The following is a 12,950-nucleotide window of genomic DNA, read 5'->3' as shown; positions in this document are numbered from 1 at the left end:
ACTAGTCTTCCGAGAGGTATTCGCCGATGACGGCGAGGTTTGCGGCGCGGTGGCGGTGGGCGGTGTCGCCGAGTGCCGCCGCGACCGCGGCCACCAGTCCCTCGGCCAGGATGACCTGGGGGATTCGGCTGGTTACCGTGACCTCGTCCTGGAAGGTCATGTCCGGCATGCCGGTTACCAGGATCAAGCCCGCGAGCGCGGTCACCGGTGATCGTGCGAAGGACGTCATTCCGATCACCGTCGCGCCGCCCGCGCGGGCCAGTTCGGCGGCCCGGAGGCTGGGTGTGCTGGATCCGCTTCCGGTGACGATCAGCGCTACGTCGGTGGGGCCCAGCATGCGGGCGGCGATGTGCTGGCTCATCACGTCGGCCGGGGCCGAGGCGCGCAGGCCCAGCGACATCAACCGGGTGGCGATGGTTTGCGCGACCGGCAGCGACAATCCGTTGCCGACCACGAGAACCGTTGCGGCGGTGTGGATCTTCGCGACAGCGGCCGTCACCGCGGTGTCGTCGAGCAATGCGGTCATCGCCGGAATGGCCGCCGCCGTATGGGCGAACGTAGCCCGCACGGTGCCCGCCGCGCCCTCCAGTTCGGGGGCTGCGTCGGCGGTGAGCGCCGCTTCCCGGGCCAGGACCATGCGCAGTTGCTGATATCCGGTGAATCCCAGGCTCTGACAGGCCCGCACCACCGTCGCCCGCGAGGCTCCGGCGGCGTCGGCGACCTGCTGGGAGGACATCTCCACCACGGCGGCGGGCCGCTCGCTGAACACCTGCGCCACATTGCGTTCCGCGGGCAGCATCGACGGGGCGAGCGAACGGATGTGCGCCAGTACCTCTCCCGGCCGCAGCGCCGCCGGGTTCACGCCCGCCACCGGCCGGTCACGAGCTTGGTGCGGATGCGTCCCGAGATCTGGTCTATCACCATCGTCACTCCCACCACCACCAGGAACAGCGTGCCCACCGTGGACCAGTTCCGATACTGCACATTCTGCACCAGCATGGACCCGATGCCGCCGGCACCGATCAGCCCGAGAATCGCCGACGCGCGGACGTTGATCTCGAAGCGGTACAGCCAGAACGCGAACACCGCCGGCGCGACCGCGGGCCACAGTCCCCACCGGATCACCTGCGCCTGCGAGGCACCGCAGGTGCGGGCCGCCTCCATGGCGCCGAGGTCGGCGGCCTCCATCGCCTCGTAGCCCCATTTGCCCAGGCTGCCGATCGTGCGCACGCCGATGGCGAGCGCGCCGGTGAAGGGGGTGAGTCCGGTGACGGACAGGATGACCACTGCGATCACGATCTCCGGTACCGCGCGCAGCAGGCCGAACACCCCGCGCAGCGGAAGCCGCAGCCAGAGCGGCGCGAGGATCGATGTGGCCGCGAACGAGAGCGGGAAGGAGACGACGATCCCCAGAATCGTGCCCAGCCAAGCCATTTCGACGGACTTCGCGGTGGCGGCGAAGGCGTCGCCGAACGCGGCCCAGTCCGGCGGCAGCAGCATCAGCCGCAGATAGTGCACGAGACTCGACGGGAAATCCGCCAGCCGATCCCATTTGATCTTCGTATGCGCGACGGCGGCCAGGACGATCAGCGTCAGCGCCACCCACGCCGCGTGTGACGCCCAGCGCCGGGGCGGATCGGGCCGCACCGCAACGGGTTTGGTGGTCACGGGGGTCGCGGTCGTGACACCTGCCGTCGGTTCTTCGTGGCCGTTCGGGTCGCTCATGCCAGCAGCCTCTTCCGAACCTGCACCGACACGGCCTCGATGGCCACCACGACGACCAGGATCTCCAGAATGATCAGTGACAGCTCGTGATACCGGTAGAAGCTGCGCACCTCGTCGATCAGCATCCCGAGCCCGCCCGCGCCGACGAGCCCCAGCACCGCCGAGGAGCGCACGTTCGTCTCCAGCACGTACAGCGTGTGAGAAGCGAAGGCGGGCAGGATGTCCGGCATGATCGCGGCCCGGTTGGCCTGGGTGTAGGTGGCGCCCGCGGCGAGGGCCGCCTCCTGCCCGCCGCGCTCGACGGCATCGAGGGCCTCCGACACCAGTTTCACCAGGATGCCCAGATTGAACAGCACGAGCGCGAGAATGCCCGGCAGCGCCCCGATGCCGACCATCGACACCAGTACCGCTGCCGACATCAGGTCCGGGATCGCGCGAATCACGTTCATCACCAGGCGAACCGCGCCGAGCCGCCCGGCGTTCGGATTGGTGATACGGGAGGCGAGAAAGCTCAGCGGAAACGAGATCAGCGCGCTGACCGCGGTCGCGATGATCGCCATCTGCAGTGTCTCGAGCAACGGTGCCACGGTCTCGGGGAAGAACCAGTAGTCCGGCTGCAGCAGTTCCCCGATCTTCGCGGATCCGTTGCGCCAGTTGGCGATGATGTCGGACAGATTGCCCTGCACCCCGATCCAGGAGGCCGCCGTGGCCGCCAGGACGACGGCGAACACCGCCCAGCCCCGCCAGGCGGTGCGGGGCTTGTGCGGACGTACGGAATCGACTGTCATAGTTCCGCTTTCGCGTCCATCACGTCCTCGCCGGTGAGCGAGCGGCCGTAGATGCGTTCGAACACGGTCTCGTCGGCGGCCGCGGCGGGACCGTCGAAGACCACCCGGCCCTCCCGCAGTCCGATCAGCCGGTCGCTGTAGCGGCGGGCCAGGTCCAGGAAGTGCAGGTTCACGACGACGGTGATGCCGAGGTCGGCGTTGATCCGTTGCAGGTCCCGCATGACGACGTGTGAGGTGGGCGGGTCGAGCGAGGCGACCGGCTCGTCGGCGAGGATCACCTTCGGCTGCTGGGCCAGGGTACGGGCGATGGCGACCCGCTGCTGCTGGCCGCCGGAGAGGTTCGCGGCCCGCTGGTAGGCCTTGGCGACGATCTCGACGCGTACCAGCGCCCGCATCGCCAGCTCGACATCTTCGGCCCGCCACGCGCCGAGCAGGCTGCGCCAGGTCGGGGTGTCGTGTAGGCGCCCCATCAGCACATTGTTGAGCACGGTGGTGCGCTGGGCCAGGTTGAAGCTCTGGAAGATCATCCCCACGTCGGCGCGCAGGTCGCGAAGCTCCCTGCCGTGCAGCATCTTTCCGTCCGAGGATCGCAAAGTCCGCTGGCCCACGGTGATCCGGCCGGAGGTGGCCGGAACGAGCCCGTTGACCGCCCGGATGAGCGTGGATTTGCCCGCGCCGGACAAGCCGACCACGGCGACCATCTCGCCCGGTGCGATCGACAGGCTCACGCCGTCCAGGCCGGTATAGCCGTTGGGGTAGCGCACGCAGATATCGTCGAGGACGATGCCCGCGGCATCGGAGGTGTTCATGCGCCGGTGACTCCCTTACCGAAGGATCGGGCCTACTTGCCGATCGAGTCCGCCGTCGTCTTGGCCTGCATCAGCGCGGCCGGGTCGGCGGGCTTCAGTCCGGTGATCTGATAGATATCGGTGAGCGCCTGCACGCCTTCGGGTGTGCCCGCGTAGTCCAGCATCGCTTGGCGAATCTTGTTCTGCCACTCGGAGTTCAGTTTGCTCGTGATCGATACGCCGTCATTGGGCACCTCGTCGGTGAGCGCGAAGACGACGAGCTTGGTCTTCACATCCGGGGTGTCCTTCAGCAGCGTGGTGCGGGCATCCCAGTAGGAGACGCCGACCTCGTCGTCGCCCTTGAGCACCGCCTGCACGGCGGCCGGGTGGCTGCCGACCCGGGTGAGCTCGGTGTCATTGCGGATATCCAGCCCCGCGGCCTTCAGCGCCGCCGCCGGATAGATGTATCCCGCCGACGAACCAGATTCCAGCGCAACCATTTTCGTGCCCTTGATCTTGGCGATCGTGTCGAGGCCCTTGGGTCCGTTGCCGGGCGCGGTGCCGTTGCAGTACAGCAGGCCCTTGCTGTCGGGCGCGGGGGCGTCGGCGCAATACTTCGACGGATTGTTGGTGTAGAACTGGGCCGCGTAGGTGATCTTGCCCGCCCGCACGCTCTGCAGTGACGGTACCGCCTGATACCGCAGGCAGGCCTGCACCATCTGCAGGGGCGGCAGCATGGCGATCTGGGCTTGCCCGGCGCCGATCGCCTCGACGGCGGCCTGATAGTCCTGGGTGATCACGCCCTTCACCGGAATGCCCAGGCGCGCGGTGAGCGCCTCTTCCAACGGTTTCACGCTCTGCACCAGCTTGTTGGCGTCGCCGGAGGGCACCAGCGCGAGGGTGAGCTTGGTGGGTGCGGCCGCGTTCGCCTCGGCAGTTCCTGTGCAGGCGTTCGGGGCCGTACCGGAACCGGTGGTGGCCGTCGTGGATTCGTGTGCGCCACAACCGGACAGCAGTGCCGACGCGGTGGCGAGTGCTGCGACGAGACAGGGGATTCGGTGCCGAACGTTCATGGTTCCTTCTTCATTGCCGACCGCTGGGCATCGGACCCGGTGGTCCAGCGGGAAATTCGGGAGTACAGCGCCTCGAAGCCGGGCCCCGACAGGTCGGGACTGCCGCCGCCGCGGCCGAAGCGGTCGATATGGGCGGTGGCGCAACCCATCTCGTGCGGGATGTGCAGGTCGTTGGCCCAGATATCGCCGATCGACATCAGGCTGGCCGGGTCACCGTCGCCGAGCAGGTCTGCGACGATGCCGCGTAGGCCGTCGGGTTTGCCCGCGTCGGTGACGATCTCGTCGAAGACGCCGGTGAGGCCGAGGACGTCGAGGGTCTCCAGCACGCCCGGTTTCGGCGCGTTGGTGACCAGTACCGCGCGTGTGGGCAGACCGGTGAGGAACTCGCGGAGCCCGGCGGGGGCGTGCACCGACAGGATTCCGGCGGCCAGGTCGGCGCGGCTGGCGTGGTAGCACTCGTTCAGCGCGGCGGGATCGAGTTCCGCCGCCCCGAGGGCCTGCACGAAGTAGTAGCCGTCCGGATAGCCGTCGATCCGGCCCGCCAGGAAATCACGCAGCTCGGATTCGATACGCGCGGACAGGGTTTCGCTGGCGCGTGCGGCGATGTACCGGGCATAGCTCCACACGGGATCGTCACCGAGGCAGATCGTGCCGTCGAAATCGATAACCAGGGTTCGCGGCGGGAGCACACCAGAAATCTAGCCACCCCATGGTCGTTTCGTCCATGGTTTGGCGTGTTACGAAACAAGCGTTCATCCAGCATTCACATGCGCGGGCGGGCAGGTGACCGGTGCGGGGCGGCTTATCGTGCGGGATGGGGAGATTCGGGCGCGTCGGCGGGTGCGGAGGTGAGCCCGGTGCAGGAAGCCGAGCCCGATCAGTCCGGCGGTGGCGGTGGCGAGGCCGAACTCCCAGCCGGGAGGTATCCAGGTGAGGGACAGGGCGGCGTGGTCGGTCCTGGCGGGGATGTCCACGGTGAGGAAGGCTCCGGAGACGGTGGTGTGCGGGATTTCCGTGCCGTTCAGGGTGATTCGGTAGCCGGGCCAGGCGAGGCGAGAGAAGACGATGCGGCCGCCGGATTTGGAGGTGACGCGGGCCGTGGCGGTGGAGCCATCGGCGGATGCCTCGGCGACGGTGACATTCTTCGTGTGGGCGATGGCGCCGTTCGTCTCGGAGATCGGACCGGTTTCGCGTTCCAGGACGGCGATGAAGCGTTCGTGGCCCGGGCAGGGCACCCACTTCCAGCCGGAGGGCGCGGGTTCGGCGCCGGCGTTGGGGTACTGGGCGCGGTGCAGGACTACGCGATCGACCTTCATCAGGTCGACAACCCTTGCGCCGGTGGAGGGTTCGGTGTCGAAAATGCGGCGGAGGGCGTCGGGGCAGGTACTGCCGTCCCAGGACATGCACAGCAGGGCGCTGAAGGCGGCGTGGCCGACGGGGGTGTAGGCGTTGACATAGCGGCGGCCGACGGCCTTGGCGTAGCTGCCGATGGCGAGCGAGCCGTAGGCGCGGTCGAGGCTCTTGTCGGCGGGGGCGATGAGGGCGCGGTCCGCGAGTTGCAGTGTGAGACCGGGGAATTCGGGGAAGGCGGCGGACATGTCCGAGCGCTTCTCGGGGAAGTGGTAGGACATCGGTGTCTCGGGCGCGGCTTTCACCTGGGCGAAGGCGATGGGGAACATAGCCAGGACGGTCAGCGTGCAGGCGAGCGCGATGCCCCTCGAGCGGGCGGCCCACAGCACGCCCGCACCGAGGGCGGCCACCGCGGCCGCCGCGATCAGGTGCCGCGGCCACAGATCCGGCGCGGCCGAGAACGAGCGCACCAACAGCACCCCGATCAGGACCGCGGCCGCGATCCGCCGACGTCGCGCGGCGCTGAAATCGCCATGGCGGCTGAGTAATACGCACACCAGCACGAGCAGGCCGACCGCCACCATCGGCAGCACTCGGGCCGGCCAACGCAGCGGGCCCACCGCGCCCGGTCCGGCCGTCCACATCAGCATGCCGCCGGCGAAGAGAGCGATCCCGCTGTATTCGCGGGCATTTCGGCACACCGCGGGCCAATCGATGAAGGCGAGCGCGGGAACCAGGAACCAGGCGATGTACACCATGGGCAACGGTTGGACGAAACCCCACCAGCCCTCGAAAGCCGGTGTGGTGCTGGGCAGGCTGGCGTTCAGCGACTCCGACCACGGCACGGTCAGGAAGGACTCGTTGCGGATACGCGCATTCCCACGCCAGGTCACCTGTGAGGACAGCAGCAGCGGCAGGTTCGCGATCAGCCCCGCGAGTCCCGCGCACCCGGAAGCCAGTGCCAGTCGCAGCGGCCCCGCCCAGCTCTTCTGATGGATGACCTCCCCGGCTATCACCGCCAGAATCATCAGCGCGGCTTCCACTCCGGGAAATACGTACTGAATCGTCAATGCCAGCCAGAGGAAGGTGAACACTGGAATCGGCCCGCTCCGCCCGCGCGCGTAGCGTGCCGCCGACGCCCACGCGTGCAGCAGCCAGGCGGTCCCGGTCTGTGAGGTGAACCAGCTCGCCTGGTCGAAGAACAGGAACCATCCGCTCAGCGGAAACGCCACGCCCGCAACGGCTCCCCACGCCGGTCTCGCACCGTACGCCAGGCAGATCCGATAGACCCCGAGCCCCGCGATGACCGAGAAGACCAGCTTCACGATGGTGGCGTAGACCGCGAGATTGTCCACCGACGGCGCCAGGAGATAGATCAGCAGTTGTGGCGGATTCAGCAGCGCGGCTTCCTCCAGCGTGTAGTTCCCCGCCATCCACTCCCACGGCACCAGAGCCGGGAACCGTCCCTCGCGCAGTTGCGTCCCGAGCAGCACCCACATCGGCGCGTATTGCGTTTCGGTGTCGTCGGTGAAGTAATGCCGGGCATTCGCGAGCAGCACCACGAGATATCCGGCGACGACCCCGAGTGCGGTGAGCATTCCCCACATGCGGATATCGCTGCTGTCACTTCGGGATTCGACCTCGGCGCTGCTATTCACGGAGAACTGACGCTATGGCAGTTCGATGGGACGCGACAAGAACGCCTCATGGCGGTTTATCGCCCCCGAACGGGGGGATTTGTCCGCCGGTCGGCTGGATGTCGGACAGATCGGATCCAACCGATCGGCTGGACGACTTCGGTCGTGCGAGCGTAGCGACCATGGGGACGGGTCCATACGGTTGATCCAGTTCACGAACGGATTCCTGAAGGAGACCCCAACGATGAAGAAACGCTTGCTCGGTGCGCTGGTGGTCGGTGCCGGCCTCACCGCGGTCACGGTCGGCCTCGCCGCGCCGGCCTCGGCCTGGCCGGACGAGATCCACATCGGTGATGCGTGTCATGAATCCGGTGCGCGCGCAGAGGACCCCTGGGGCACTCCGATCGTGTGCGTCGACCCGGATCCGAATGACCAGAGCGCCGACCTGTTCTGGGTGCACGGCTGATTCAACGCTCGACCACCGAATTGGTCCTGTCCGGATATCCGGACAGGACCAATTCGCGTATTTACATTGTCTCGCAACGGAATCGACGGAGTGGCATCGACTATGTCATTCCGGGACCGGCCTCGCCGAACGGCGAAGCCGCCGTCATCGGCCGAATGGATCTCACTTCGAACGGTTGGACTGACCGGTGGTGAGGCGGCGAGTACTCGGGTGAGGGGTGCCGGGTACTCGCCGCATCCGGGTGGCCTGCCGGGGCCACCGCGTGGTCACCGTTGGATTCGCTTCACTCGATCCTGAGCGATTGCCCCGCGGGGTCGCCATGCGACTGATGGCGGTGGTCATACCCTGCGGGCGGTGAGCCGATCACGGCTTGCGGGTGGCGACGCCGCGATCACAACGATCGTAGGCAGGTGCGGTGTCGGTCGACCATCCGCCGACCGGCCGGAACCACCCGTCTTTCAGCGGGTTTCGCGTCGGCCCGGAGCGCGATGGGACGGAAAAAGATGGCGGCGAGTACCCGGGCGAGGGAATGGGATGCCGGGTGCTCGCCGCCGCCGGTGGACTGGGGAGGCCACCGGGTTCCGGTGGCTGCGGATGCCACCGGGTCGGTCAACGTCGGATTCCGCTCAGCCGAGGCTGAAGGGCTGACCCCACAGGGTCACCACGGAATTGACGTTGGTGGTCGAGACTTTCACCCGCACGAAGGCGCGGGCCTGGGCGTACCCGCCGCAGCCGTTGACGCCGATCGTCGAATCGGCCCAGGTGACGCTGCCGCTGGTGCCTTTGAACTTGTTGCGAGTGTTGTGCGATTCCTTGCCGAAGTCGTCGGCTTCTTCCTCGTCGAGCAGGTACACGGCCCTGGCTTGGCCGGGGCCGAGGGACAGGTTGCCGCCGGCCTTGCCGCCGATCTCCGGTTTCTTGCCCTCCCAGTCGGACTTGGCGTCGACGCCGCCGTTCACGCCGCCGCCGTTGATGGTGACCTGGCAGGCGACGACGTAACCGGGATAGATCTTGCCGCCGTTGGCATTCGGCCCCGACAGCTCGACCTGCGCCGACGCCGACACCCAGGCGTTGCGGTGCACCGGGGTGGCGCCCATGGACGGGCTGATGGTGGCGGACTCGCCGACCAGGCGGACCGTCACCACGGTGCCGTCGGACAGGGTCTGGGTGAGCTCGCCGCCGGGCAGCGGGACGAAGGTGTCGGCGTTGGCGGCGCCGGTGGAGAACAGGCCCAGGGCAGCGGTAGCCGCGGCGCCCGCGCCGGCGACCCGCACCATGGTCTTACGGATACTCATGACTTTCCTCAAGGGTGGTTTCGAATTCGCTTACGCGAGAGATGAATTGGCTTCTCTGGCCGAAAGTCAGCCGATACTGAACGGCTGCCCGTAGAGGCTGGTCTTGGAGTAGTTGTCGCCGATGATCTCCACCACGGCATAGGAACGTGCCTGCGCATAGCCCGCGCAGCCCTGAATCTGCAGTTCGACGTCACGGTATTCGAGGGAGTAGGTACCCGCCTTGGGGATGTCCTTGCCCTCGACCCCGACGAAGGCCACCTGACCCGGCCCGAGCTTGAGCCCGAGCGACCCGCCCGCACCCACGGAGTTGAGGCTGACACTGCCCGAAACCCCGGCCGAGATGGCATCCTCACCGATGCTGACCTGGCAGCCCACGATGTAGCCGGCGCTGATACGCGAAATACCGTGCGTGGAGGAGTTATTGGTGCCCGGCGCGTTGGTGGCGCCGTTGTTCGGTCCGGCCGTGCCCTCCGGGGTCGCGGTGACCTCGGCGGCCACAATGCCCGAAAGCCAGGCCACGCGCCCGGCGCCGTTGGCCGAGAGCGACGGCGAGATCACCGCGTGCTCGCCCGTGCGGGTGATCGTCACCCCCGGACCGACCCGCTGCCCGTCCGGCAGCGGCACGAAGGTGTCGGCGTGTGCCGCGCCCGTGGACGACAGACCCATGGCCACGGCTGCGGCGGCACCGAGCCCGGCAGCTCGTAGACCGCACTTGTCCGTGCGAAAACTATTCATTTCTACCCTCATCAGATACCGAGAGCGGTGCGGGGATTGTGCACCGCTGGGACGAATCGCGGCCCGTCGAAGATGGCGTGCGGACCGCGATTCGCAGCGAGCCTAGGACCGTGCTCGAAGGCCCGGATACCCGCCGACCGGCCGGAACAATCCGCCGATCGGGGGAAATCATCGACCTATGGGATGAATCCGGTGTGAAATGCCATCCCGCGCATCGGTATCGGTGTAGTAGTCGAAGACTTCGGTGCTGCTATCCGTCAAATGGCTGGAGAATCCGCCGAACGACGGGTGCGTCCCACCGATCGGCGGATGGGCGGCGTGACAAGGGATTCCTACCATCACTGCGACAGACGACAGAACATGGCGGCCCCCAGTGATAGTCCGCATCTGAGTCATTTGTTTCCCGCACTCGATGGCGCGTGCAACACCACCCTCCCCTGAATTCGAAGGTAGCTCCGATGAGGAAAATCACCACTCTCACTCTCGCCACCGCCGCCACCCTCGGTGCAGTCGCCTGCACCGCACAGGGTGCCAATGCCGCTCCGACGCAACAGAACCCGGGCATCCACTGGGACACGAAGATCGACGGTGCCTCTGTCATGCTGAAGACCGATGCGGGATCGCTGGCCACTCAGGACGGCCAGTTTCAGGTCCGTGACACCAGCGGCGGTGTAGTCACCCAGTTCCCGCTGAGCTGGATCGACAACGCCGGCGCGCACCCGATCGCGGCCCGAATCGACGGCAACACAGCCACTTTCACCCCGAATATGGACCCGGCCGCCGTCACGCCGGCTCCGGCCCTCCCGGTCCCGGTCGCGAAGGACATCGCGAGCCAGGCCGATCAGGATGCCGCGTTCTCCGCCGCGGTCAACCAGTTCGGCATCGTCACCTCCATGGGCACGATGCTCGGCACCCTGATCGGTGGTGTGGCGGGCTGTGCCATCGGTGCGGTCGGCGGTGCGATCGCCGGTGTCGTGATCATGTCGGTGCCGACCGGTATCGCGGGCTGTGTCGCGGGCGCGGCCATCGGCATTCCGCTCGGTGCCGCCGGTGGTCTGGTGCTGGTGGGTGCGCCCGCCGCCATCGCGGTCGGTCTCGGCCTGGCCCAGCGCCTGACCGCGCCGGACTCCACCCCGGCGAAGTAGCGGGCCACTTGTTCGAGTCGGTGCGAAACTCGCACCGACTCGGACGATCCCGTAAAGAAGTGATAACCTGCCCGACCGCCACGACCTGCTCGACGCTCGGCGCCGTTGCCCTTCGAGTGGCTGATCGAGTGGCGGGGAAGCACCGGTCATGCGCTCGCGAACGGCTGCGCGGCGCGGTCGAAGACGTTGCGGCCCATGATGTAGGTGGCTGCTACCGCGCGCTCGTCGCCGAGCATCATGAGCGAGAAGAGTCGGTCGGCGAAGTTGGCCGACACTTCGGTGCGGCGGCGTAGCACCGGGGTGGCGGCCCAGTCCAGGACCACGAAGTCGGCTTCCTTGCCTGGTTGGAAGTTGCCGATGCGGTCGTCGAGGTAGAGCGATTCAGCGCGGCCGAGGGTGGCCAGGTAGAACCCGCGCAGCGCCGACAGTTTCGTCGCTGATCCTCGGGCTTTCGGCTCTCGTTGAGCATGACGACCTTGTATGCCTCATTCAGCGTCTGCAACTGCGAATAGCTGGTTCCCGCACCGCAATCGTTGCCCAGGCCTACCCTGGCGCCGGCCTTGCGAGCGGCGTCGAGATCGAAGGTGCCCGACCCGAGGAACAGGTTCGAGGTGAGACAGAACGCGATGGCCGCGCCGGTGCCGGCCATCCGCTCCCGGTCAGTGTCGTCGATGTGCACACAGTGCCGGTAGGTCGAGCGCGGGCCGAACATACCCAGGCGGTCGTAGACGTCGAGATAGGAACGCGCACCGCTGAATCGGGCCAGTACCTGTTGGCCGTCGGTGATGTTTCGCGAGTATGACATCTGGATGACAGGGTGCACCGCCGAGCCGTGTGCACCCGGCCGTCGCGACGAATCTTCCGAAACGCTGACTTCGGTCTATCCTGCCGGCATCGTCGCCATGGGGATCGGCATGGGCCTGGCCATGACACCCTCCACTCAGGCTATTACCAGCTTTGGCCGAACTCGCCGCCGAGGTACATCTGTCGGTCTACCACCTGGTCCGGGTGCTCCGGGACTCGACCGGCCAGACGCCGCACCGATTCCTCACCAGGCTGCGGATCGAGGAGGCGAAACGCCTGCTGCGCGGCACCGACCTGCCACTGGACCGGATCGCCCAGTGGTGCGGCTTCGCCACGCCCGGCGCGCTCTCCACCGCGTTCCTGCGCCACACCGGGGTCCGGCCCTCGGCTTACCGCAATTCCTGACCGGCACACCGCAATTCCGCGCATGGGACGGGCAAGCATCCACACGCTAGCGTTCGTTGAATGCAGTCCTATGACGTCACCGCCGAAACCGCCGCCGGGCCCGCAGCCGTGTGGGTCTTGCTGCTCGACCCGCGCAGCTGGCCTATCTGGACCCCGATCGACGCCCTGGAAGCCGGGCAGTCGACGGGCCTCTCCGTCGACGGCCGGGACAGCGTCGGCGCGGTCCGCGCGTTCCGCACCGGAAGAGTGGTCACCAAGGAGCGGATCACCACCCTGGAACCGGAACGCCGGTTCGCCTATGAAGGCGTCGAGAACCCCTACCTACGCGACTACAAGGCCGCGATCGAACTTCAGGAGTTGCCCGGCGGCGGCGCCCGAATCCGTTGGCATGGAACATTTTCGGCGCGCCGGGGTACAGGCTGGTTCCATCAGTGGTACTTGCGCCGCTTCATGCAGACCATGGCAACCGGCCTCGCCGAACACGCCGCCGAACGGACCGACCTCCACCATCGGCCCGGAGCAACCGAGACGCCCCCGCAGAGCTGAATATCGCTGGGCGCCAGTTTCTTTCGCAAAACTGCGAATGGCGCACTCCCACATGAACTCTCGGCCGGCGCGAAGCTTCGCCGCCGCCGGCCGTATGGCGCCGCACTGCTCGACGACGACGCAGTCCTGGATTCGATGCGCGCGCTGGGAAAGACGTGACGGCCAGCGACGATGCGGATCGGCAGCGCCTACG

14 protein-coding genes and 1 pseudogene are annotated in these 12,950 nt (G+C 67.4%); 4 read left to right on the top strand and 11 right to left on the bottom strand.

What is annotated here, in order from left to right; all coding sequences use genetic code 11:
* Position 1 precedes the first annotated feature (1 nt).
* The 7 genes from ON43_RS40690 to ON43_RS40660 form a co-directional block, all read right to left on the bottom strand.
* Positions 2–862 carry a MurR/RpiR family transcriptional regulator gene (locus tag ON43_RS40690; protein WP_157514436.1) on the bottom strand — a complete coding sequence of 287 codons (861 nt, stop codon included), beginning with the start codon at positions 860–862 and terminating at the stop codon, positions 2–4.
* The gene (gene phnE, locus ON43_RS40685; RefSeq protein WP_051180149.1) at positions 859–1,725 is read right to left on the bottom strand and encodes a phosphonate ABC transporter, permease protein PhnE; all 867 of its coding nucleotides are present in this window, start codon (positions 1,723–1,725) and stop codon (positions 859–861) included. Before phnE (ON43_RS40685) ends, ON43_RS40690 begins: the two co-directional genes overlap by 4 nt.
* Positions 1,722–2,513, bottom strand: a complete 792-nt coding sequence (phnE, locus tag ON43_RS40680; RefSeq protein ID WP_040816303.1) for a phosphonate ABC transporter, permease protein PhnE — start codon at positions 2,511–2,513, stop codon at positions 1,722–1,724. The genes phnE (ON43_RS40685) and phnE (ON43_RS40680) overlap by 4 nt, the downstream gene beginning before the upstream one ends.
* Complete coding sequence (phnC, locus tag ON43_RS40675) at positions 2,510–3,322, bottom strand: phosphonate ABC transporter ATP-binding protein (protein WP_040816301.1); 813 nt, start codon at positions 3,320–3,322, stop codon at positions 2,510–2,512. Before phnC ends, phnE (ON43_RS40680) begins: the two co-directional genes overlap by 4 nt.
* Before the next feature lie 32 nt (positions 3,323–3,354).
* Positions 3,355–4,374, bottom strand: coding sequence for a phosphate/phosphite/phosphonate ABC transporter substrate-binding protein (locus ON43_RS40670; protein ID WP_040816299.1), 1,020 nt, complete (start codon positions 4,372–4,374; stop codon positions 3,355–3,357).
* Positions 4,371–5,063, bottom strand: a complete 693-nt coding sequence (locus ON43_RS40665) for an HAD family hydrolase (RefSeq protein ID WP_051180147.1) — start codon at positions 5,061–5,063, stop codon at positions 4,371–4,373. Before ON43_RS40665 ends, ON43_RS40670 begins: the two co-directional genes overlap by 4 nt.
* Before the next feature lie 63 nt (positions 5,064–5,126).
* Positions 5,127–7,331 carry a hypothetical protein gene (locus ON43_RS40660; RefSeq protein WP_051180170.1) on the bottom strand — a complete coding sequence of 735 codons (2,205 nt, stop codon included), beginning with the start codon at positions 7,329–7,331 and terminating at the stop codon, positions 5,127–5,129.
* 274 nt (positions 7,332–7,605) lie between these two features.
* Here ON43_RS40660 and ON43_RS40655 point away from each other — a divergent pair, with 274 nt between their 5' ends.
* Positions 7,606–7,827, top strand: coding sequence for a hypothetical protein (locus tag ON43_RS40655; protein ID WP_157514435.1), 222 nt, complete (start codon positions 7,606–7,608; stop codon positions 7,825–7,827).
* 626 nt (positions 7,828–8,453) lie between these two features.
* On the opposite strand, the gene ON43_RS40650 is transcribed toward ON43_RS40655, so the two are convergent.
* On the bottom strand, positions 8,454–9,122 hold the full coding sequence (locus ON43_RS40650; protein WP_040816294.1) for an MspA family porin: 669 nt from the start codon (positions 9,120–9,122) through the stop codon (positions 8,454–8,456).
* Positions 9,123–9,188: 66 nt separating this feature from the next.
* Complete coding sequence (locus ON43_RS40645) at positions 9,189–9,857, bottom strand: MspA family porin (protein WP_040816292.1); 669 nt, start codon at positions 9,855–9,857, stop codon at positions 9,189–9,191.
* A gap of 458 nt (positions 9,858–10,315) precedes the next feature.
* Here ON43_RS40645 and ON43_RS40640 point away from each other — a divergent pair, with 458 nt between their 5' ends.
* Positions 10,316–11,002 (top strand): DUF8020 domain-containing protein, encoded by a 687-nt coding sequence (locus ON43_RS40640; RefSeq protein WP_051180145.1) that lies wholly within the window; start codon positions 10,316–10,318, stop codon positions 11,000–11,002.
* A 146-nt stretch (positions 11,003–11,148) separates the two neighbouring features.
* Here the strand turns inward: ON43_RS40640 and ON43_RS46995 are convergent, their stop codons facing one another.
* Both ON43_RS46995 and ON43_RS47300 read right to left on the bottom strand, forming a co-directional pair.
* A complete protein-coding gene (locus ON43_RS46995; RefSeq protein ID WP_373283540.1) occupies positions 11,149–11,406 on the bottom strand; it encodes an amidohydrolase family protein in 258 nt (85 codons plus the stop codon).
* A 122-nt stretch (positions 11,407–11,528) separates the two neighbouring features.
* Positions 11,529–11,807, bottom strand: a pseudogene (locus ON43_RS47300) (amidohydrolase family protein); the annotation flags it as partial.
* Positions 11,808–11,959: 152 nt separating this feature from the next.
* Between ON43_RS47300 and ON43_RS40630 the strand changes: the two are divergent.
* Together ON43_RS40630 and ON43_RS40625 are read left to right on the top strand one after the other, a co-directional pair.
* The gene (locus ON43_RS40630; RefSeq protein ID WP_040816291.1) at positions 11,960–12,211 is read left to right on the top strand and encodes a helix-turn-helix domain-containing protein; all 252 of its coding nucleotides are present in this window, start codon (positions 11,960–11,962) and stop codon (positions 12,209–12,211) included.
* Between the two features lie 60 nt (positions 12,212–12,271).
* Positions 12,272–12,757, top strand: a complete 486-nt coding sequence (locus tag ON43_RS40625) for an SRPBCC family protein (protein WP_051180143.1) — start codon at positions 12,272–12,274, stop codon at positions 12,755–12,757.
* Positions 12,758–12,950: the final 193 nt, after the last annotated feature.

Source organism: Nocardia concava NBRC 100430 (genome assembly GCF_000308815.1).
Taxonomy (GTDB): domain Bacteria; phylum Actinomycetota; class Actinomycetes; order Mycobacteriales; family Mycobacteriaceae; genus Nocardia; species Nocardia concava.
This window is presented reverse-complemented; position numbering and strand designations above follow the sequence as displayed.